The organism is Streptomyces lushanensis, from assembly GCF_001700515.1.
GTDB lineage: Bacteria > Actinomycetota > Actinomycetes > Streptomycetales > Streptomycetaceae > Streptomyces > Streptomyces lushanensis.
The window spans coordinates 1-19,758 of record NZ_MAUD01000299.1 but is presented as its reverse complement, the minus strand read 5'-3'; the positions used below and the strand labels follow the sequence as shown (position 1 = coordinate 19,758).

The window sequence follows — 19,758 nt, the reverse complement described above, 5'->3', positions numbered from 1 at the left end:
CCGCGGCGGCCGCGGGACTGGGCAAGCCGGATCCGGCAGCCGCGGCCACGCACTCGGCCGCGATCGTCAAGCCGCTGCCGTACGCCCCGATGGCACGGGTGCGGATCCCGGCCATCAAGGTCGACACACCGGTGGTGGACGTGGGCCTCGACGCGGACGGCTGGATCGCGGCGCCGCCCCCGCGGGATCCCAATCTGGCGGGCTGGTACCAGAACGGCGTCGCACCGGGCCAGCGTGGCACCACCGTGGTCGTGGGGCATGTCGACAACCAGGCGGGGCCCGCCGTCTTCTTCGCGCTGGGCTCGCTGGAGAAGGGCCAGCGCGTCGAGGTGACCCGGCTCGACGGCCGGACGGCCGTGTTCGAGATCTACGGCGTCGAGGTCTTCGCCAAGGACGACTTCCCGGGGGCCCGGGTCTACGGCGACACCGGCCACGCCGAACTGCGGGTCATCACCTGCGGCGGCGGCTATTCGAAGGCCGGCGGCTACGCCGGCAATNNGGGCCGGCCGGCCCTTCTGCGCGGACATCTCATCGGAGCGGTCGTCTCATCGAACCGTCCGGCTCATCGGTGCGGCACCGCGATGCGGTAGCCGTCCTTGAGCAGTCTGGGCAGATAGACACGGAGCGCCGCCACGCTCTGCGAGCGGTTGCCGCCCGCGTCGTGCGACAGGACCACGACGCCGGGCCCCGCGCCGTCCAGCACCCTGCTGACGATCGTCTTGGTACCGGGCACGTTCCAGTCCAGGGTGTCGACGGTCCAGGCGAGCGGCTCCATGCCCAGCTCGGCGCCGATCTCGAAGGAATGCTTGTTCCAGGCGCCGTAGGGCGCCCGGTACCAGAGCGGCGCGGTGCCGATGGTCTCCTCGATCAGCTCGCTGGTCCGTCCCAGCTCCCTGCGGATGACGGACGGCGCGAGGCTCGGCACCAGCGGATGGTTCCAGGTGTGGTTGCAGACGACATGCCCGTCGTCGGCGATCTCCCGCAGCAGATCGGGGTACTCCTCGACCATCCCGCCGCAGACGAAGAACATCGCGCGCACGTCATAGGTCCTGAGCGTCCGCAGGATGCCCGGTGTGTAGCGGGGGTCGGGCCCGTCGTCGAAGGTGAGCACCATGCTGCGGCCCAGCTCCGGCAGCGCCAGGATGGGGTTCTTGCGTACCGGGGGCGCGGCTCTGCGGTAGCCGAGCGGAGCACTCTCGATCATGGGTTGGAGCCGGTACGCGGAGGGCTTGAGCGGGGCGCTGGCCCGCGCTCCCGCCGCCTCCAACGCTTCCTTGGAGCCCGTCGGCGGGGCCGGGGCCGCGGAGGGGCCGGGTGTCTGGGCCTGTCCTGCGGTGATCATCCGGGCGGCGAGGGCGGCGCCGAGACAGGCGGCGACCCGCAGGACAGCACGGCGCCCCGGAATCATCTGATCCTTTTTCATGACCAATGGCTCGCACGGCGGATGCTTTCCGCCGCTCAGCAACACCCCTAAGCCGGACGAAAGCACCCGATGGGATGAGCACCATCCCTGCCCGGGCCCGCGCGCCGACGGGACCGGAAGTGTCTCACGGATGGCCGACCGGGTGACAATCGCGATCACCCTGCCGCACCCGTGACCCAGGACCCGCCGGTGTCGTTCCGCGTACCCGGCCGGCCCGCCCCGCGCCATCGTCCGCGGTGGTCGGCGGCTGCCGGGACACCGTTCACGAACAGTCCACCCGGAACGGATAGCCTGCGTGACGTGACCCAGCAGCCCACCAGATTCGAACGCGGTACCGACGGCCCGAAGGTGATCGTCGTCGGCGTGGACGGATCGCAGTCCTCGTTCCGCGCGGCCTCGTACGCCGGCGGTCTCGCGCGGCGGCAGAACGCGCTGCTCGCCATCGTCTACGTACAGCCCGTGCTCGCGGCGGGCGCTGCCCTCGGCGCGCCGGTCGCGGACACGACGGGAGAGATCGCCGAGGGGCTGGTGGAGGAGATCCGCGAGGCCATCGAGCGTGTCAAGGACGTCTGGAACATCCGCTGGGAGTTCCACACCTTCCACGGCGATCCGTACAACGGACTGGTCACCGCGGCCGACGAGCTGAAGGCCGACGCCGTGGTGGTCGGTGCCTCCGAGTCGGCGGGACACCGGATCGTCGGCTCGGTGGCGGTACGGCTGGTCAAGGCGGGCCGCTGGCCGGTGACGGTCGTCCCGTGACCGGGGGCCGTTGATCCGGGGGCCCGCACACGCCCGTGAGCCCTCGTGGACCCGCGACCCGCGCGGGTCCCTGACCGACGCGGCCCACCCACCCGTCGACCGCCGCACGTCGCCCGCTCCGCGCGCTCCGGCGGACACCGGGCCCCGCCGGACACCGGGCCCCGCCCAAGCTCCCGTCTCCCGCACGGCCCTCAGTGGGCCATCGTGAGCCCGTCCGCCGCCGCGCCGCGGCTGAGGACCGCCTCGCTGATGTCCGACTGGATCTCGCGGTAGTCCTCCCGCCCCGGATCCCGTTTCACGGCCTCCGGCAGATGGACCACCCGCAGCGTGTCCAGATCCATCATCTGCGGGATGAACTCGGCCTTCCTCACCTGCCAGCGCTCCCCCTTCGCGGCCGGCGGCGCGAAGGTGAAGCGGCCGATCGAGCCGTGATTGCCCCGCGCGTCGAGTTCACCGTCGTCGTTGGTCATCGTCCCGGCGACCTGGTCGCCCATCCCGTAGATGATCCAGGTGCCGTTGACCTTCTGGTACGGCTGCGGCACATGCGCGTGCGTGCCGAGGATCAGATCGATGTCGGGCCGGCTTCCGCTGCGCGAGGCGGTGAGCTTCCTGCCCAGCTCCAGCTGTTCCGCGTCCGGCTCGGTCTGCCACTCGGTGCCCCAGTGCAGGCTGACCACGACGACATCTGCCCCGGCGCTCCGCGCGGCGCGTGCGTCCGCGATGATCTGGTCCTCGTCGAGGAGGCCGACCGCCCACGGCTGGTCCTCAGGGAACGGGTTGTCGTTGGTGCCGAAGGTGTACGCGAGCTGGGCGACCTTGGCGCCTCCCGCCTTCATCAGGGCCGGGCGCATGGCCTCCGCGGCCGAGCGTGCCGAGCCCGCGTGCCGGACACCCGCCTTGTCGAGGGCGTCGAGCGTGCGGCGCACGCCGTCGGCTCCGTCGTCCAGGCTGTGGTTCGACGCGGTGGAGCAGGAGTCGTAACCGGTGTCCTTCAGGCCCTGGGCGATCTCCGGCGGGGACACGAAGGCCGGGTAGCCGCTGTAGGGGCCGCCCTCCTCGCCGTACACGGTCTCCATATGACAGATCGCCAGATCCGCCCCGGAGACGACGGGCTTGACGGCGGCGAACATCGGCGCGAAGTCGTAGCCGTCGCCCTCCGCGTCGGACTCCCCCTGGGCGATGACGGAGTCGTGCGGAAGGACGTCGCCCGTGGCGACCAGGGTGAATCCGCCCTTCTTGGCGGCGCCGTCGGCGGCGGGGCCGTGGTGCGGCGGACGGTCGTGGGTGGCGGGCCGCTCGGGTTCCGCGCAGCCCGCCGCGGTGCCGAGGAGCAGCGCGGCGGCGGCCATCGCTCCTTGTCGCATGCGCTTGGTCATGAGCCGTACTCCGTCGTTCGGGGATATCGACGCAATGAATCCATATAGTCATATAATTGGATGTCAAGTAACCGAGCCGACAAAGCCGAGGAAAGGGACCGAACGCCACCACCGGACCGTTCATCGCACCACTCGTCGCAGTGAGCGACCGCTCGTCGCAGACCTCTGCGCTCCGTCTGTCCCCCGGCGCCGCCATGCGCTCGTATACGGCAGGCGGCAGCACCACCGCAGGACGGCGAACCCGACGGGAAAGGGCGTTCACGATGACCACCGCCACGGCCACGGAGACGACCGACGAGCGGGCACTGAAGGAGCTTCAGCGCGCGCACGGCCCGGCCCTGATGACCTTTCTGCTGGGACTGACCTACGGCGACCGGCAGCGCGCCGAGGATCTGGCCCAGGAGACGCTGGTACGGGCCTGGCAGCATCCGGAGGCGTTCGAGGCGCCCTTCGACTCCATGCGGCCCTGGCTGTTCACGGTCGGCCGCAGGCTGGCGATCGACGCCCGCAGGTCGCGGATGGCCCGGCCCAGCGAGGTCAGCGACGGCGTCCTCGCCGCCACGCCCGATCCGGAGGACCGCACCGAGAGCGCGGTCGCCGTGCTCGACGTACGGAAGGCCGTGAAGACGCTGAGCCGCGACCACCGCGAGGTGCTGGTGCAGATCTACTTCCGCGGACTGAGCGTCGGCGAGACCGCGCGGGCGCTGGGAATCCCGGAGGGCACGGTCAAGTCCCGTTCGTACTACGCGCTACGGGCGCTGAGCCGCTCCCTGCCCGGCTACAGCAGGTCGTCCTCGTCGCAGAGCGCGAGCAGCGACGGCACGCCGGCCACCTCCCGGTAGGCAGCACCGCACAGGTCGCAGCCGGCGAGATGGTCCACGACCCGCCGGTCCTCCTCGGGCGCGAGCACACCGAGCACATGGGCGCCGAGCAGGGTGCGCACATGCGGACCGGCCGGAACGGGACGTGCCTCCGGGTGCGACTTGGGGCGCGGGGCGGGTGAGGAGCCGGAGCAGTGACCCGGCGGCGGTCCGGAGTCGGCCGTTCCGTCGTCGGAGTCCGCCGTTCCGCCGCTGTCCGCGGCACCGTCGGCCACACCCGTCACAATCCGCTCCCGTCCGCCGTCCGATCCTGCCCTTCTGGCCACGCGACGCGTCCTCCGCCGGTTCAATGCTCCCTGAAGCAGGCTTCGGGGGAAGGAAGGAAGGCGGAAAAGCGATGCGTCCGGAAAGTACCGAAGGGGTAGGCGGTGGCGGTCTGCTGGTGCCGATGGCTTGGATGTACGCCGAGTACATCGCCGACGAGCTGCTGCGCACCGGTGATCTGATGCCGCCGACGACACTGGAGTACCGGGCCGGCCGGGACGCGCTGGCCCTGACCATTTTCCTCTCCGAAGGACCGGTGGGCGGTCGGCGGTTCCAGGGGGTCGTGGCCCGTATGGACGAGTGGCGCTCGCTCACGGCGTACGGCACGAGCTGGCGCGACTGGGTCTGTGCCCGGCTCGACCGGCTGGAGGCGGCTGCCTTCGAATCCGGTTCCCGGTCGCGCGATCCGGATCTGGAGCTGGCGGGCGCGGCCTGGCGGTGGCTGGAGGAGACGGAGTTGCTGGCGGCCGATCTCGATGCCATGGGTCCGGTGGGCGGGTGTCCGTTCCCGGCCGGGGAGGCCGAGACCGCCTCGGTGGCACGGGTGTTCGGAGCGGGCGGAGAGGAGGAGGGACCTCAGGTGTGGACGCCGGCCTGGCAGCTCGGGCTGCCGCTGGGGCATCTGGCGACCCATCTGTTCTGACCGGGTACCCCCTAGCTCCGCCGTGGACCCGCTCCGGCCGGTACGCGTCCGCGGACGTCACCACGCGCCACCACACGTCGGCGCGAGGACACGCCGGGACACGCCGGGACACGCGCGGGGCGCGCCGGATGCGCGCGGCGTCCCGGAGCGCGGGCGGCCTCGGGGCCCACGGGCCTCAGGTGCCGTGCACGCCCGCCCGGTACTTGGGTATCCGCACGGTGATCTTCGTTCCGGCGTCCACTCCCGTCTCGATGACCAGCCCGTACTCGTCCCCGTAGACCTGGCGGAGCCGCTCGTCCACGTTGAGCAGTCCGATCCCGGTGGACGGGCCGCCCTCGCCGCGCAGGATCCGGCGCAGCCGGTCCGGCTCCATACCGACGCCGTCGTCCTCGATCACCACCTCGGCCTCCGCTCCCGCGTCGAGCGCGCTGATGGTGATGCGGCTTCTGGTGACGGCTCCTTCGAGGCCGTGCTTGACCGCGTTCTCGACGAGCGGCTGAAGACAGAGGAACGGCATCGCGACGGGCAGGACCTCCGGGGCGACCTGGAGGGTCACCGAGAGCCGTTCGCCGAAGCGGGCCCGTACCAGCGCCAGGTACTGGTCGATCGAGTGCAGTTCGTCGGCGAGAGTGGTGAAGTCGCCGTGTCTGCGGAACGAGTAGCGGGTGAAGTCGGCGAACTCCAGCAGGAGTTCGCGGGCCCGCTCCGGATCGGTGCGGACGAACGAGGCGATGGCGGCCAGGGAGTTGAAGATGAAGTGCGGCGAGATCTGGGCCCGCAGCGCCTTGATCTCGGCCTCGATCAGCCGGGTGCGGGAGCGGTCCAGCTCGGCCAGTTCGAGCTGGACGGAGACCCAGCGCGCGACCTCCCCGGCCGCTCTGGCCAGTACCGCCGACTCCCGTGGCGCGTAGGCGACCAGGGTGCCGAGCACCCGGTGGTCGACGGTGAGCGGAGCGGCCACCGCCCAGCGCAGCGGACAGTCGAGATCGCCGCAGCCGCTGGCGAAGGCCGTGTCACGGCCGCTGTCCAGCGGCGCCCGCACCTGGTCCATCACATGTCTGCCGTGGTGCTCGCCCAGACCGTCCCAGACGAGGACCCGTTCCCGGTCGGTCAGACAGAGCGCGTCGGTGCCGAGCAGGGAGCGGAGCCTGCGGGCGGCCTTGCGCGCGCTCTCCTCGGTGAGCCCGGCCCTGAGCGGCGGCGCGGCGAGCGAGGCGGTGTGCAGGGTCTCGAAGGTGGCGTGCTCCACGGGGGTGCCGACATCGCTGGTCCGCGCGGGCCGCGCGGTGCGCCGGCCGAGCACGAAGCCGCCCGCGAGCAGCAGCGGACCGAGGACGATCAGTACGGCGAGGGCGGCGCCGCTCATCGGACACCTCCCGTACCGCTCGTACCACTGGCCCCGCCGGGGCCACCGCTGCCGCCCGCGCCGCCGCGCGCGCCCGGCATCAGGGCCTCCGGCAGATGGAACCGTGTCATGGCGGCGTTGGTGCCGGGCGGTATCCGGCCGCGCGTGGCCAGGGACACCAGGATCATCGCGAGAAAGCCGACCGGCACCGACCAGACGGCGGGCCAGGCGAGCAGCGCGTGCGGCCAGCCGGACCGCACCACACCGCTCACCGTGATCACCGTGGCGGCGAACGCCAGCCCTCCGCCGAGCAGCAGCCCGGCGATCGCACCGGGCGGGGTGAGCCGGCGCCACCAGATGCCCAGCACCAGCAGCGGACAGAACGAGGACGCGGAGACCGCGAAGGCCATCCCGACGGAGTCGGCCACGGGCATCCCGCTGACCAGCAGCGAGCCGCCGAGCGGTACGGCCATGGCGAGCGGCGTGGCCAGTCTGAAGTGCCGTACGCCACGCGAGGGAAGGACATCCTGGGTGAGGACGCCCGCGACGGCCATGGTCAGCCCGGAGGCGGTGGACAGGAACGCGGCGAAGGCCCCGCCCGCGACGAGCGCGCCGAGCAGCGCGCCGCCGAGACCGCCGATCGCGCGCTCCGGCAGCAGCAGCACGGCGGCGTCGGCGTTCGCGCCGTGAGGCAGTTCGGCCACGTACAGCCTGCCCAGCGCGCCGTAGACGGGCGGCAGCAGATAGAACGCGCCGATCAGCGCCAGGACGAAGACCGTGGTGCGCCGGGCGGCCCGGCCGTTGGGGCTGGTGTAGAAGCGGACGACGACATGGGGCAGTCCCATCGTGCCGAGGAAGGTGGCCACGATCAGTCCGTAGGTCGCGTAGAGAGGATGGTCGGCACGGTCCGCGACGGCGCTCGTCAGCCCGAGATCGACGCGCGGCCGGCCGTCGCCCTGCCAGGCCAGCAGCAGGAAGAGCGCCGGTACGAGCAGCGCGGTGAGCTTGAGCCAGTACTGGAACGCCTGGACGAAGGTGATGCTGCGCATACCGCCCGCCGCGACCGCGACCACCACGACCAGCGCGACGAGCACACCGCCGAACCAGTCCGGCGCGCCGGTCAGGATCCTCAAGGTCAGCCCCGCGCCCTGGAGCTGGGGCACCAGATAGAGCCAGCCCGCGCCGACCACGAACACACTCACCAGCCGGCGCACCGCGCGGGATTCGAGCCGTCCCTCGGCGAAGTCGGGCAGTGTGTACGCCCCGGAGCGGCGCAGCGGCGCGGCCACGAAGACCAGCAGCACCAGATATCCGGCGGTGTAGCCGACCGGATACCAGAGCATGTCGGGGCCGTGCAGCAGCACCAGGCCCGCGACACCGAGGAAGGAGGCGGCGGAGAGGTACTCGCCGCTGATCGCGGCGGCGTTGAGCCCGGGACCCACGGTGCGGGAGGCGACGTAGAAGTCCGAGGTGGTACGGGAGATCCGCAGCCCGAAGCCGCCGACGAGGACGGTGGCGAGGACGACGACGGTGACGGCCGTCACCGTGTAGCTCTGGCTCACGGAACGGGCCGGCCCTTCACCAGCCGGGCGAAATCACGCTCGTTGCGCTCCGCGCGCCGTACGTACCACCAGGCGAGCAGCGTGAGCAGCGGGTAGGCGGCGAAGCCGAGCACCACCCAGACCGCCGTCGCGTCCCGCAGCGCGGCGAAGGCCAGCGGCAGCGTGCCGGCGATCAGCGCGAGCACGCCGAACGCGGAGAGCCCGGCCCGTAGCTGACTGCGCATCAGGGACCGGACATAGGCGTCGCCGAGGGCGGTCTGCTCCTCGATCTCCGCCTGGGCGCGGTAGCGCGGCAGCGGCCGTACACGCCGGGACTCGCCGGTGACGACCTCGCGCCGGGGCGCGGGCTGCCGGGACTCTCCCGTCATACGCGTTCCTCCCGTCGGGCCCGGAGTGTACGCAGCCGGGCGATCCCTGGGGAAGGGCCTGGTCAGCGCCCGCCCTGCCGCATCAGGAGATCGCGCAGGGCGCGGGCGTGGCGCCGGCTGACGGCCAGCTCCGCGTCCCCGACGCGTACGGTCATCGTGCCCGCGTCCAGGCGCAGTTCGTCGATCCGGGCCAGCGCGACCAGATGACGGCGGTGGATCCGGACGAAGCCACGGGCCCGCCAGCGCTCCTCCAGGGTGGTGAGCGGGATCCGTACGAGATGGCTGCCGCTGTCGGTGTGCAGCCGGGCGTAGTCGCCCTGGGCCTCGGCGTGGACGATGTCGTCCACGGCGACGAAGCGGATCACTCCGCCCAGTTCCACGGGTATGTGGTCGGCGGCGGGCGCCTGCGCCGGGCCGCGCTCCCCCACCAGTTCGGCGACCCGGCGCACGGCCTCGGCGAGCCGCTCCCTGCGCACCGGTTTGAGTACGTAGTCGACGGCCTTGAGATCGAACGCCTGGACGGCGAAGCCCTCGTGCGCGGTGACGAAGACGATCAGCGGCGGCTCGGCGAAGCCCGCCAGCAGCTTGGCGACATCGAGCCCGGTCAGTCCGGCCATGTGGATGTCGAGGAAGACCACGTCGACGGCGGCGGCGCCGTCGGGCCCCGCGTCGAGGGCGGCACCGATCCGGCGCAGCGCCTCGGTGGCGCCGGTGGCGCCCTCGGCGCTGCGGATCCGCGGATCGGCCCTGAGGAGATAGAGAAGCTCTTCGAGTGCCGGTTCCTCGTCGTCCACGGCCAGTACGCGCAGCATGACGCCGGAGTGTAGGTCCTCGAACACACAATGGCTTCCCCGGCTTGAATGATTCGGCGCTCGGCTGCGTACCAGACACCATGCGGACCTTGGACCTCCATCGTGATGTCGGCGCCTACACGCTGGGCGTGCTCGACGCCGCGGACGCCTTCCGCTTCGAGGACCATCTGATGGAGTGTCCGCGGTGCACCCTGCTGCTGGCCGACCTCGGCGGTGTGAAGGCGCAGCTCGACGAGTACGCGCGGCGGACGCCCGCCGAGGTGGCGCCGTTCGCCGCCGCGAGCCCGGAACTGCTGGCGGGGCTGCTGGCCGAGGCCGCCGCCGGGCGGCGCGCGCGGCGAGGACGGCGGCTCGCGCTGGTGGCCGCGGCGGCGGTGCTCGTCGTGGGCGGTCCGCTGGCCGTGCTGCGGATGGCGCCGGGGCCCGATCCGGGTGGCGCGACGGCCGTACGGTGGGCCGCGTCGGACCGGGCGACGGGCACGGCGGCCGTGGTCACGGCCGCGGAGACGGGCTGGGGCACGGATGTCGGCCTCGAACTGGTACGTCAGGGCGCTTCCGGTGTCTGCGCCCTGATCGCGGTGGGGACGGACGGTTCACGGGAGACCGTGACGACGTGGGCGGCGCGGGCCGACGACGGAAAGGCACTGGTCACCCGGGGCGGAGCGGCGCTGCGTCCCGACCAGATCGACCATTTCGAGGTGCGGAGCGCGGACGGCCGCCGGCTGGTGACGATCGGCGGAGGGCATGACCGTACGGCTCGGCCCGCCACCTGAGCGGGCCGGCGCGCGGGCGGGACCGCGGGCAGGGCCGCGGTCCCGCCCGCAGGCAGGCGGGACCCGGGCGGGACCAGGGCGGGAGCTACTTGAGCAGCCGGGACAGTCTGCGGTCGGCGAGCGGTTTGCCGCCGGTCTGGCAGGTGGGGCAGTACTGGAGCGAGGAATCGCTGAAGGAGACCTCCCGGACGGTGTCGCCGCAGACCGGACAGGGCTCGCCGGTGCGGCCGTGCACCCGCAGCCCGCTCTTCTTCTCCGCCTTGAGCCGACCGGCGGCCACCCCGCGCGAGCGTTCGACCGCCTCGCGCAGGGTGGAGCGCAGCGCTTCGTAGAGGAGGGTGATCTCGTCCTCGGAGAGATTCCTGACCGGTTTGAACGGGGACATCTTCGCGGCATGCAGGATCTCGTCGCTGTACGCGTTGCCGATGCCGGCGATCAGACGCTGGTCCCTCAGCGCGCCCTTGATCTGCCGCCGTTCACCGGCGAGCAGCCGGGCGAACGTGTCCCGGTCGAAGGAGTCGTCGAGCGGATCGGGCCCGAGCCGTTCGATACCGGGCACCTGGGCCGGGTCACGGACCAGGTGGACGGCGAGCCGTTTGGCGGTGCCCGCCTCGGTCAGATCGAAGCCGTCTCCTGCGGCGAGGACGACCCTCAGCGCGAGCGGGCCCTTCCCGGGCCTGGGCGGCTGCGGCGGGAACGAGTCCTTCCAGCGGAGCCAGCCCGCCCGGGCGAGATGGACGGCGAGATGGAGCTCCGGGCCGCCGTCGGCGCCGGCCGCCACGATGTCGAGATACTTGCCGTGGCGGGCGACGGCGGTGACGGTGGCGCCCGCCAGGGCGGAGAGCGGCGGATCATAGGTCTTGAGGACATTGACCGTCAGGGGCAGGACGCGGACGATCTCCTTGCCCACGAGATGGCCGTCGAGGAACTCGCGCAGCGCTTCGACTTCGGGTACTTCCGGCATGCGTCAAGGGTGCCGCAGTCCCCGTACGCGTGCCTGGCGAGCCTCGTACGACCAGCAAGCAGGGTGCCCCACGTGGGCCCCGCCCGTCGGAGGAAAGGCCCCCACGTGACCGTGAGCGACCGCCGAGCAGCGGTTCAGTCCGCCCTGGTCCTGGACAGGACCTCGCCGCGGCCCCGCGCCGCCGTCCTGGTGCTGCACGGCGGACGCTCCAAGGGCGAGCGGCCACCGGGCCGGGTGAACGCGGCGGGCGTGCGGATGTGGCCCTTCACCTGGGCGGTGCTGCGGGCCACCGACGGATACGACGTGGTGGTGGGCCGGGTGCGCTACCGCTACCAGGGATGGAACGGCGGGCGGGCCGACGCGGCCCGTGACGCGCGCCGGGCGCTGGACGAGCTGGAGCAGCTCGCGGGCCCGGTCCCCGTGGTGCTCGTGGGGCACTCGATGGGAGGCCGCGCCGCCCTGGCCGTCGCGGGACACGAACGGGTCAGCGGAGTGGTGGGACTCGCTCCCTGGTGCCCGCGCGGCGAACCGGTCGAGCAGCTCGCGGGCCGCCGCGCGGTGCTGCTGCACGGCGACCGTGACCGGGTGACGGATCCGCGCGAGAGCGTCGAGCTGGCGGCCCGCGCCCGGGAGGCGGGCTCGGAGGCCTGTGCCGTACTGCTGCCGGGCGGCGATCACGCGATGCTGCGCCGGGCGGGCACCTGGCACCGGCTGACCACGGGCTCGGTCACCGCGCTGCTGGGCATGGATCCCTATCCCGCGGCGGTACGGCGGGCACTGCACCCGGGCTGACCGGGCCCGGCGGGCGCGTTTCCGGGGCGCCCTGCGCGTACCCGGGGAAAGCCGCGGTGGGCTCCTGCCGGCGCGTACCCGGGGGAAGGGCTCGGCGGCCGGTCCCCCGGGAACGCGCCCGGGTCACAGTGCGTAGACGCGCCGTGCGGTGGTCCCGAAGACCTCGTCGCGCTCGTCCTCGCTCAGCCCGTCGGTCACCGCGCGGGCCGCGTCGAACACCTCGCCGTAGGTACCGGCCAGTTGGCACACGGGCCAGTCGGAGCCGAACATCAGCCGGCCGGGACCGAAGGCGTCGAGGACGGTGTCCGCGTACGGGCGCAGTCCGTTGGCCGTCCAGGAGTCCCAGTCGGCCTCGGTGACCATGCCGGAGAGTTTGCAGACGGTGTTGGGACGGGCGGCCAGCGCCTTGACGTACCCGGCCCAGGGATCGAGCGTGCCGGCCGCGATCGGCGGTTTGCCCAGATGGTCGAGAACGAAGGTGAGCTGCGGCAGCGACTCGGCCGCCTCCGCCGCGGCGGGCAACTGCCCGGGGAGGACGACCAGGTCGTACACGAGACCGGCGTCGGCGACCGCGGCCAGTCCGCGCAGCACGTCGGGACGCGTCAGCCACCTCGGGTCCGGCTCGCCCTGCACCTGGTGGCGTATCCCCACGAGCCGGTCACCGCCGGGCAGTTCACGCAGCGCGGCGAGCGTGTCGGCGATCCCCGGCGCGGTGAGATCGGTCCAGCCGACGACGCCCGCGACCAGGTCACTGCCGTGGGCGGCGGCCAGGAATTCGGGGGTCTCCTCGGGAACACAGATGGTCTGGACGAGAACGGTGGCCGTCACTCCCACGGCCCGCGCCTCCGGCGCCAGGTCGGCGATGCCGAAGTCGCGGCGGAGCGGCGCCAGCGCGGGACCGGTGATCCAGTCCTGGTCGCGTACGGACAGATCCCAGATGTGATGGTGGGCGTCGACGGCGTTCAGCGGCGCCGTTGATGTCATCGGGGTCGTGGACGTCATCGGATGTCAGAGCTCCCAGACGACGGGCAGTCCGGCGTCGGCGCCGGCCGCGGAGTAGTCGTGCCGGACGTCGAGCAGCTCGGCCATCCTGGCCTGCCAGGCCACATTGACCGGCAGCCCGTCCAGCTCGGCGAGCAGGCGCGGATAGTCCTCGCACTCCAGCAGGTGGAAGAGATCGGTGCCGCTGCGCCAGATCGTCCAGGAGGTGGCGCCGGCGGCGCGGATCGCGGCGGTGAGCTCGGCGGGCACCTCGCGGTGCGCGGCCTCGTACCGCTCGATCCGGTCCGGGCGGACCGTGGTGTGCAACGCGACTCTCATGACAGTGCTCCGTCCTCGGCCGGCCGGGCCCCGGCCGGCGGCTCCTCGCTCGGCGGCTCTTCGTCCGGCGCGTCCCGCGTCGCCGGGTCCTCCATCACCGCGTCCCCCGTCAGCAGTCCTTCGGCGCGCAGTTCGGCCCAGAGGTCGTCGGGGACGGTACGGGCGGCGAGTTCGGCCGCGTCGCGCACCTCCGCCTCCGACCGGGTGCCGACGAGCACACTGGCGACGGCCGGGTGGCGCAGGGGGTAGTGCAGGGCGGCGGCGCGCAGCGGAACGCCGTACCGCTTGGTCACCGCGTCCATCCGCAGGGCCCGCTCCAGCAGGGCGGGCGGCGCGGCGGTGTAGTCGTAGGTCGCGCCCGGGCGCGGATCGGCGAGCAGCCCGGAGTTGAAGACTCCGCCGACGACGACGCTCCTGCCGCGCGCGGCGGCCTCGGGCAGCAGTTCGGCGAGCGCCGACTGGTCGAGCAGGGTGAAGCGGCCCGCGCACAGGACGACATCGGTGTCGGTGTCACGGAGGAAGCGGGTGAGCATCGCCGTCTGGTTCATCCCGGCGCCGATGGCACCGACGACGCCTTCGGCGCGCAGCCGCTCGAGCGCCGGATACGCCTGGTGGAAGGCTTCCTCGGCATGCTCGTCGGGATCGTGCAGATAGACGATGTCGATACGGTCGAGCCCGAGCCGTCCGAGACTGGCGTCGATGCTGCGCAGTACGCCGTCGGCGCTGAAGTCCCAGACACGGCGGTGGGTGGCCGGAACGGCGAAGCCATGGGCCAGGTCGTCGTCGGCGGGCCCTGCTCCGGCGACCGGTTCGAGCAGCCGGCCCACCTTCGTGGACAGGGCGTACTCCTCGCGCGGCCGGTCGCGCAGCGCTTCGCCGAGCCGGCGCTCGGAGAGCCCGAGTCCGTAGTGCGGCGCCGTGTCGAAGTACCGTATGCCCGCGTCCCAGGCCGCGTCGATCGCCGCCCTGGCCCGCTCGGGTTCGACGGGGGTGTAGAGATTGCCGATCCCGGCCGCCCCGAAGGACAGTCCGGTCACCCGGACCGCGCCGCGTCCGAGCGTGGTGTGCCGCATACCGCCGCCGCCTCCCCATGTGCCGACGCCCGCGTTCCGTCGTCGATCACGACGAATATTCATCGGATGACTCGATGCCGTCAACACCTCTGGGGGAGCTTTTTGGGGTTCTTCACTATTGAACTGTCCGATCTCTCACGACCGGAGTGCGCTGGTGGTCCGGCGAGGCCGGCCGGCGGACGATCAACGGAGTCACCAGGGCCCGGAGGCGCACGGCCGGTGATCCGCCCGCCCGCCGTGCGGGCACGACGGGCCCGCACGGCTACCGGCCGGCACGGAGGAGCTCGTCCAGTTCGTCGGTCATCCCGCGCGCCAGCCGGTCCAGGTCCGGTACGGCCTTGCCGTCGGCGACCAGCCCCACATGGACCCGCCCGCCGTAGGTGGTCAGCGCCACCGCCAGGGACTGTCCGCGGGTCAGCGGCGCCATCGGGTAGACCTCGCGCAGCGGGCAGCCGCCGAACGAGAGCGTCGAGCGCGGCAGCGGCACACTGGTGACCAGGATGTCGAAGAGCATTCTGGCCGCGCTGCCCGCCAGCGGAGCCGCCAGCCGGTGCGCCAGCGGCGGCAGTTGGTCCGCGAGTACGGCGACCGCGCCGGCGCCGCGTGAGGGACCGTCGCACTTGTTGCGGTGCATCCCCCGGCGGACGAGAGCCAGCCGGACCAGCGGATCGGGCTCGGCCACCGGGAGGGCGAGGAGATACGCCGAGAGCTTGTTGCCGGATCCGGGCGGGCTGCCGGGACGGCGCCGGGAGACCGGTACGAGAGCGCGCGGCGGCGCGGCGGGCAGCCGCTCGTCCCGCTCCAGCATCCAGCGCCGCAGCGCTCCGGCGACCGTCGCGAGCAGCACATCGTTGGCCGTGCCGCCCGCCACCCTGCGGATCCGCTGGACGTCCTCCAGATCGAGCACGGCGGTGGCGAGTCTGCGCGTACCGCTGGATCCGGCGGTCAGCGCGGGCATGCCGCGCGGGTCGAGCCGGCTGGCCCGGACGACCGAGGCACCGATACCGACCGCCCGGCCCAGCTCCTCGATCCGGCCTCGGGCCAGTCCCGCCACCTGCCAGGGACCCGGCAGCCAGGATCTCGGCGGCACCGGTCTGACCCGGCGGACGCCGGCCGCCCGCTCGTCGGCGATCTGGTCGAAGATGCCCGCGCCGATGGCCACGGCGCGCATCCCGTCGGCGAGCGCGTGGTGCAGTTTCACCAGGACGGCGAAGGGCGCCCCGTCCACGCCCGCCGGCGTTCGCGCCCGCACTCCGGCCCGTGTCGAGGCCCGCGCCCCGGTCCGCGCCCCCGCCCGTGTTCCGGTCCGCGTTCCGGCCCGTTCCAGGGCAGGGCGCCTCGGCGTCAGGACGTACATCTCCCAGGGCGGAATGCCACGTTCCAGCGGACGCTCCATCAGCTCGCCCGCCAGCCGCGCCGCCTGTGCCGCGAACTCTCCCTCGGGCAGGACCAGCCGCCTCACATGCCGCCGTACGTCGAAGTCCTTGTCGGTCGCCCAGGCGGCGCCGCCGACCGGGAGCCAGACGTCGCGTACCCGCATCCGCAGCCGGGGAATGGCGGCGGCGCGCGCGGCGAGCAGTTCCAGCAGTCCCGCGCCGCCCGCCGTCCCGGGCGCGGCGGTGAAGACGGCGAGCGCGCCGAGATGCATGGGATGGTCGGCGGATTCGAGATGCCAGAAAGCCAGATCGAGAGGTGCCAGCAGCTCGGTGGTCAAGGGAGCCTCAGATCGTAGAGGGAGGAGAAAGCCAATCGCCAGTGGTCGATTACGGTCAAGTATGATCACTTCACAGAAAGTCAACGACCTGTGCCGGGTGGTGTGACGGCCGTTCAGGGTGAGGGCAGGTCCGGGACGGCGAACTCGCACCAGACGCATTTGCCGCTGCCGCGGGACTCCACGCCCCACGCGTCGGAGAGCTGGTCCACCAGCAGCAGCCCCCGCCCCGAGACGCCCGACTCACCGGCGTCACGACGGTGCGGCAGGACGCTGGAGCAGTCCTCCACCTCGACCCGGAGCCGTCGCTCCGCGCCGGACAGCACCCGTACGGTCACGGCCGCTCCGTCGTCCGTGTGCATCAGCGCGTTGGTGATCAGCTCGTCCGCCGCCTGCTCGACCTCGTCCGCGCGTTCCCTGGCGCCCCACGCGCCCACCGCCGCCCGGATCATGTGCCGGACGGTACGCAGGCCCTGCGGGTCGCCTCGGTCGACCCACTGCTGGAGCCGGCCGCCGGGGCTCGGGGCGCGTGCGCCGCCGCGCCGCAGCAGCAGTACGGCGACATCGTCGTCGCCGTTGCGCTCGTCCATGACCGCGCACAGCCGGTCGGCCAGTATCTGGAGGTCGCCCGGTCCGTCCCGGACCAGCACGGTCAGAAGCTGCATCCCGTCGTCCAGATCCGTGCCGGGCAGCTCCACCAGACCGTCGGTGTAGAGCATCAGGGTCTGGCCCGGATCGAGTTCGACGGTCTCGACCGGATAGTCGAGCCGTCCGAAGAACGCCGAGAGACCGAGCGGCAGCCCGCCCGGTACCGGCAGCCTCCGGCACTGGCCGTCGGCGTCCCGGATCAGCGGATCGACATGACCGGCCCGTACGAGCCGGACCACGCCCGTCGACAGGTCGGCCTCCGCGTAGGTGCAGGTCGCGAAGCGATCGGTGTCCAGCTCGTGGAGGAAGACCGAGGCGCGCGCCATCACGGTGGCCGGCGGGTGTCCCTCGGCCGCGTAGGCGCGCAGGACGATACGGAGCTGGCCCATCACGGCGGCGGCGTGGGTGTCATGGCCCTGTACGTCCCCGATCACCGCCCCGACCCGGCCGCCGGGCAGCGGGATGACGTCGTACCAGTCGCCTCCGATGTCCCTGCCGAGCCGGGCCGAGCGGTAGCGGACCGCGATCTCGGCGCCGGGCACGGCGGGGATCCGGCGCGGCAGCATCGCCTGCTGGAGGCCCTCCGCCAGATCGTGCTCCTGCTCGAAGAGGACCGCGCGCTGGAGGCCCTGGGCGATGCTGCTGCCGAGGGCGACCAGCAGATTGCGGTCCTCGGCGGTGAATCCGTCCTTGTCCCGGTAGAGCAGCCCGAGCGCGCCGATGGGCCGGGCCTGCGCGATCAGCGGCAGATAGGCGGCGGCGTTGATGCCGAGCCCGCTGATCTTCGGCCAGAGGAGCGGATAGGAGACGGCGAACTCCTCGGCGGACTCGATGAAGCGGGGCGCCAGCGTCCGCACCACCTCGCTCATCGGATATCCCTCGTCGATCCTCGTCACACGGGTGCCGGGCACATACGAGCCCTCGGGTCCCTCGGCGACCAGATGGATGCGCCCGGACTCCAGCAGGCCCATGACCAGACTGCTGGCGCCGAGGTGCTCCAGACCGCCGGACTCCTTGAGCACGTCGATGACGTCCTGAACGGTCCTGGCGTGGGCGAGCGCGGCGGCGGTGCCCTCGACCACACTGGTCCGCACCCGGCGCACCGCGGCCAGTTCGAGCCGCGCGGCGGAGTCGGCCAGCTCCTGGACGGCGTCGCGGACGATCCCGATGACACGGGTCGCCCGGCCGTCGGCGTCCCGGAGGATGCTGCCCTGGGTGTGGGTCCAGCGCAGGGTGCCGTCCCGCAGCCGGACCCGGAAGTACGCGCCGTACCCGGTGCTGCCGTCGCCGAGCGCCCGCGACACGGCCGTGTCCAGCCGGATGCCCTCCTCGCGCGGTACCCGGGGCGCCAGGCTCCGCGGCCGGCCGTCGTACTCGTCGGGCCGGGTGTCGAGCACGTCGAGGGCGGTCGCGTCCAGATACAGCAGTCCGCTGTCGAGGTCCCAGTCGAAGGTGCCCATCCCGTTGAGGGAGAGGCTGATGTCCGGCTGGGCGGGCCAGTCGTCGGGGAGCGACAGCAGCCCCGCTGCCCGTTCAGCCATGGAGACACTCTGTCATCATTTGTCGGATTCTTCGACTGGTCCGGCCGGATCTGGAACGTCCCCTCACGCGTTCCCTCACATCAGCCCTGGAACGACACGGGACCGATCAGCAGGCCCTCCATCTGCCGCTCGTCGGCGTCCGCCGAGGAGCCGCCGCCGGACCCGGGATCGGGCTGCGCGTCCGGCTGCGACCTGGGCGCGAGCGGTTCGCTCTCCTGCCGGGGCGTCCCGCCGGGCGCCCGCCCCGGAGCCGGCACGTCCGGGGCCGGGGCCTGCCGGGGCCCTCCGGGGATACCCGAGGACGACGGCTGCTCCGGCGTCCTGACGACATTCGGATCGGTGATGTCGGCGTCCGGGCCGTACGCCGGAGTGACCCCGGGACGGCCGTCGGCCTCGCCGTGGGTACCGGTCAGCCGCTCGATCCAGTCGTTGTTCACCGTGTCGACGAGGATCAGACTGCTGAGCGGCTGACTGGTGCGGTCGATGACGACAACCCGCTCGGGCCGGTATCCGCGCCATGGATTCCCGCGATGGGTCATGGAGCCCTGCGCCACGATCGGCGGGCGCAGCGGGCTGCCGCCGGTGCAGCGCACCCTCGGCAGTCCATGGCTGTCCACCAGGACGGCGGTACCCGCCTGGAGCACCGACTGGAACTCGGCGGCGGCCCCGTCCCGGAAGCCGTGGTTCGTCATCCGGATGTCGGCGCGCAGGAAGACCGGAGTGAGTCCGCGCAGGAATTCCGGCAACGACTCCTGACCGACCCGCGCGCCCTGGGCGAAGGCCCCGGCCCTGGCCTCGTCCTCGGTGAGCAGCTGGATCTGACGCTCCACATCACAGCTGGAGGACGCCTGGACACCGGCGTAGAGACCGGGTGTGGAGCCGGGCAGAGCGCGCGCCGTCCGGCCGTTGCCGCTCTCGTCGTACGAGTCGTCCTCGTCCGCGGAGGTCCCGGCCTCGGCGCCGTCCTTGGGCGGCGCCAAGGCCGTCGACGGGGTGAACGGGTCCGGGCCCTGGTCCGCGGCCCGCTGGAAGTACAGCTCGTTGATCTGGGGACCCGACGTGTTCTCACCGCCGTCCCCGCCGCAGCCCGCTGTGATCAGAATGCCCGCGGTCAGCGCGGCAAGCGTGGCATGCCGACGACGGTTGGGTGAGCGCACCGTGATCTCCCGCCTCTTCCTCCATGGATGTCCTCCTTATGTCTGCCGGACGGTCGGCGCCTCCGCAAGCGGGAACGAGGCGGGCGGGCCCGGGACTTGAACGCGTTCAGGCGACGGCATAGAGTGATCGTGAGACTTGAACATGTTCAAGTCCGGGGGGTGGCAGAAGATGTCCGTGCTGGTCAGCCGGATCACGAGGGGCGGTGCGCCGTCGGTCGCGCCGCGCGAGCCGCGTCCCGCCGAGCCGTCGCCCGGCGCCCTCGCACCGGGTGCGCCTCGACTACGCCGCCGGTGGCGCCCGCCCGCCCCCGGTCCGGCACATCCCGGTGAGGAGACCGCCGCATGA

The 19,758-nt window shown here is 72.6% G+C and carries 19 protein-coding genes and 1 pseudogene; 6 read left to right on the top strand and 14 right to left on the bottom strand.

What is annotated here, in order from left to right; translation table 11 throughout:
- Positions 1-497 (top strand): annotated as a pseudogene (locus BFF77_RS23320) (class F sortase); the annotation flags it as partial.
- A 65-nt stretch (positions 498-562) separates the two neighbouring features.
- Here BFF77_RS23320 and BFF77_RS23315 read toward each other — a convergent pair.
- The gene (locus BFF77_RS23315; protein WP_066953047.1) at positions 563-1,423 is read right to left on the bottom strand and encodes a polysaccharide deacetylase family protein; all 861 of its coding nucleotides are present in this window, start codon (positions 1,421-1,423) and stop codon (positions 563-565) included.
- Between the two features lie 300 nt (positions 1,424-1,723).
- Here BFF77_RS23315 and BFF77_RS23310 point away from each other — a divergent pair, with 300 nt between their 5' ends.
- Positions 1,724-2,182: a universal stress protein gene (locus BFF77_RS23310; protein ID WP_066953045.1), complete on the top strand. Its 459-nt coding sequence runs from the start codon at positions 1,724-1,726 to the stop codon at positions 2,180-2,182.
- 191 nt (positions 2,183-2,373) lie between these two features.
- Here BFF77_RS23310 and BFF77_RS23305 read toward each other — a convergent pair whose 3' ends face one another.
- Positions 2,374-3,558, bottom strand: coding sequence for a CapA family protein (locus BFF77_RS23305; RefSeq protein ID WP_066953043.1), 1,185 nt, complete (start codon positions 3,556-3,558; stop codon positions 2,374-2,376).
- A 263-nt stretch (positions 3,559-3,821) separates the two neighbouring features.
- Between BFF77_RS23305 and BFF77_RS23300 the strand changes: the two genes are divergently transcribed.
- Complete coding sequence (locus BFF77_RS23300; protein WP_066953041.1) at positions 3,822-4,400, top strand: sigma-70 family RNA polymerase sigma factor; 579 nt, start codon at positions 3,822-3,824, stop codon at positions 4,398-4,400.
- Here BFF77_RS23300 and BFF77_RS37960 read toward each other — a convergent pair.
- Positions 4,337-4,705, bottom strand: a complete 369-nt coding sequence (locus BFF77_RS37960) for a zf-HC2 domain-containing protein (RefSeq protein ID WP_342671256.1) — start codon at positions 4,703-4,705, stop codon at positions 4,337-4,339. The two genes, BFF77_RS23300 and BFF77_RS37960, sit on opposite strands and share 64 nt — an antisense overlap.
- A 71-nt stretch (positions 4,706-4,776) precedes the next feature.
- On the opposite strand from BFF77_RS37960, the gene BFF77_RS23290 reads away from it, so the two are divergent.
- A complete protein-coding gene (locus BFF77_RS23290; RefSeq protein ID WP_066953038.1) occupies positions 4,777-5,346 on the top strand; it encodes a hypothetical protein in 570 nt (189 codons plus the stop codon).
- 175 nt (positions 5,347-5,521) lie between these two features.
- On the opposite strand, the gene BFF77_RS23285 is transcribed toward BFF77_RS23290, so the two are convergent.
- The 4 genes from BFF77_RS23285 to BFF77_RS23270 all read right to left on the bottom strand — a co-directional run bounded on the left by BFF77_RS23285 (position 5,522) and on the right by BFF77_RS23270 (position 9,433).
- Positions 5,522-6,712: a sensor histidine kinase gene (locus BFF77_RS23285; RefSeq protein ID WP_066953036.1), complete on the bottom strand. Its 1,191-nt coding sequence runs from the start codon at positions 6,710-6,712 to the stop codon at positions 5,522-5,524.
- A complete protein-coding gene (locus BFF77_RS23280) occupies positions 6,709-8,253 on the bottom strand; it encodes a sodium/solute symporter (protein ID WP_066953034.1) in 1,545 nt (514 codons plus the stop codon). The genes BFF77_RS23285 and BFF77_RS23280 overlap by 4 nt, the downstream gene beginning before the upstream one ends.
- Complete coding sequence (locus tag BFF77_RS23275; protein ID WP_245703663.1) at positions 8,250-8,621, bottom strand: hypothetical protein; 372 nt, start codon at positions 8,619-8,621, stop codon at positions 8,250-8,252. Before BFF77_RS23275 ends, BFF77_RS23280 begins: the two co-directional genes overlap by 4 nt.
- Before the next feature lie 62 nt (positions 8,622-8,683).
- On the bottom strand, positions 8,684-9,433 hold the full coding sequence (locus BFF77_RS23270) for a LytR/AlgR family response regulator transcription factor (protein WP_066953053.1): 750 nt from the start codon (positions 9,431-9,433) through the stop codon (positions 8,684-8,686).
- A gap of 80 nt (positions 9,434-9,513) precedes the next feature.
- On the opposite strand from BFF77_RS23270, the gene BFF77_RS23265 reads away from it, so the two are divergent.
- Positions 9,514-10,206, top strand: a complete 693-nt coding sequence (locus BFF77_RS23265) for a zf-HC2 domain-containing protein (protein WP_066953032.1) — start codon at positions 9,514-9,516, stop codon at positions 10,204-10,206.
- An 85-nt stretch (positions 10,207-10,291) separates the two neighbouring features.
- Here the strand turns inward: BFF77_RS23265 and BFF77_RS23260 are convergent, their stop codons facing one another.
- On the bottom strand, positions 10,292-11,170 hold the full coding sequence (locus BFF77_RS23260) for an Fpg/Nei family DNA glycosylase (protein ID WP_066953030.1): 879 nt from the start codon (positions 11,168-11,170) through the stop codon (positions 10,292-10,294).
- 105 nt (positions 11,171-11,275) lie between these two features.
- On the opposite strand from BFF77_RS23260, the gene BFF77_RS23255 reads away from it, so the two are divergent.
- On the top strand, positions 11,276-11,962 hold the full coding sequence (locus tag BFF77_RS23255; protein WP_342671255.1) for an alpha/beta hydrolase: 687 nt from the start codon (positions 11,276-11,278) through the stop codon (positions 11,960-11,962).
- Between the two features lie 123 nt (positions 11,963-12,085).
- Here BFF77_RS23255 and BFF77_RS23250 read toward each other — a convergent pair whose 3' ends face one another.
- From BFF77_RS23250 to BFF77_RS23225, 6 genes are all read right to left on the bottom strand, one after another.
- Positions 12,086-12,964 (bottom strand): amidohydrolase family protein, encoded by an 879-nt coding sequence (locus tag BFF77_RS23250; RefSeq protein ID WP_245703662.1) that lies wholly within the window; start codon positions 12,962-12,964, stop codon positions 12,086-12,088.
- 6 nt (positions 12,965-12,970) lie between these two features.
- Positions 12,971-13,282 carry an L-rhamnose mutarotase gene (locus tag BFF77_RS23245; RefSeq protein ID WP_066953028.1) on the bottom strand — a complete coding sequence of 104 codons (312 nt, stop codon included), beginning with the start codon at positions 13,280-13,282 and terminating at the stop codon, positions 12,971-12,973.
- A complete protein-coding gene (locus BFF77_RS23240; protein ID WP_066953026.1) occupies positions 13,279-14,355 on the bottom strand; it encodes an aldo/keto reductase in 1,077 nt (358 codons plus the stop codon). Before BFF77_RS23240 ends, BFF77_RS23245 begins: the two co-directional genes overlap by 4 nt.
- 262 nt (positions 14,356-14,617) lie before the next feature.
- The gene (locus BFF77_RS23235; protein WP_066953024.1) at positions 14,618-16,069 is read right to left on the bottom strand and encodes a wax ester/triacylglycerol synthase family O-acyltransferase; all 1,452 of its coding nucleotides are present in this window, start codon (positions 16,067-16,069) and stop codon (positions 14,618-14,620) included.
- Positions 16,070-16,182: 113 nt separating this feature from the next.
- Entirely contained in the window at positions 16,183-18,255 is a 2,073-nt protein-coding gene (locus tag BFF77_RS23230) for a SpoIIE family protein phosphatase (RefSeq protein ID WP_066953022.1), read from the bottom strand.
- A gap of 80 nt (positions 18,256-18,335) precedes the next feature.
- Complete coding sequence (locus tag BFF77_RS23225; RefSeq protein WP_066953020.1) at positions 18,336-19,412, bottom strand: DUF6777 domain-containing protein; 1,077 nt, start codon at positions 19,410-19,412, stop codon at positions 18,336-18,338.
- Positions 19,413-19,758 lie beyond the last annotated feature (346 nt).

What these genes read in the sequence shown, in the direction of transcription:
- BFF77_RS23315 (WP_066953047.1), bottom strand. Translation starts at nt 1,423, where the DNA reads ATGAAAAAGGATCAGATGATTCCGGGGCGCCGTGCTGTCCTGCGGGTC.
- BFF77_RS23305 (WP_066953043.1), bottom strand. Translation starts at nt 3,558, where the DNA reads ATGACCAAGCGCATGCGACAAGGAGCGATGGCCGCCGCCGCGCTGCTC.
- BFF77_RS23300 (WP_066953041.1), top strand. Translation starts at nt 3,822, where the DNA reads ATGACCACCGCCACGGCCACGGAGACGACCGACGAGCGGGCACTGAAG.
- BFF77_RS23290 (WP_066953038.1), top strand. Translation starts at nt 4,777, where the DNA reads ATGCGTCCGGAAAGTACCGAAGGGGTAGGCGGTGGCGGTCTGCTGGTG.
- BFF77_RS23285 (WP_066953036.1), bottom strand. Translation starts at nt 6,712, where the DNA reads ATGAGCGGCGCCGCCCTCGCCGTACTGATCGTCCTCGGTCCGCTGCTG.
- BFF77_RS23275 (WP_245703663.1), bottom strand. Translation starts at nt 8,621, where the DNA reads ATGACGGGAGAGTCCCGGCAGCCCGCGCCCCGGCGCGAGGTCGTCACC.
- BFF77_RS23270 (WP_066953053.1), bottom strand. Translation starts at nt 9,433, where the DNA reads ATGCTGCGCGTACTGGCCGTGGACGACGAGGAACCGGCACTCGAAGAG.
- BFF77_RS23265 (WP_066953032.1), top strand. Translation starts at nt 9,514, where the DNA reads ATGCGGACCTTGGACCTCCATCGTGATGTCGGCGCCTACACGCTGGGC.
- BFF77_RS23260 (WP_066953030.1), bottom strand. Translation starts at nt 11,170, where the DNA reads ATGCCGGAAGTACCCGAAGTCGAAGCGCTGCGCGAGTTCCTCGACGGC.
- BFF77_RS23250 (WP_245703662.1), bottom strand. Translation starts at nt 12,964, where the DNA reads ATGACGTCCACGACCCCGATGACATCAACGGCGCCGCTGAACGCCGTC.
- BFF77_RS23245 (WP_066953028.1), bottom strand. Translation starts at nt 13,282, where the DNA reads ATGAGAGTCGCGTTGCACACCACGGTCCGCCCGGACCGGATCGAGCGG.
- BFF77_RS23240 (WP_066953026.1), bottom strand. Translation starts at nt 14,355, where the DNA reads ATGCGGCACACCACGCTCGGACGCGGCGCGGTCCGGGTGACCGGACTG.
- BFF77_RS23230 (WP_066953022.1), bottom strand. Translation starts at nt 18,255, where the DNA reads ATGGCTGAACGGGCAGCGGGGCTGCTGTCGCTCCCCGACGACTGGCCC.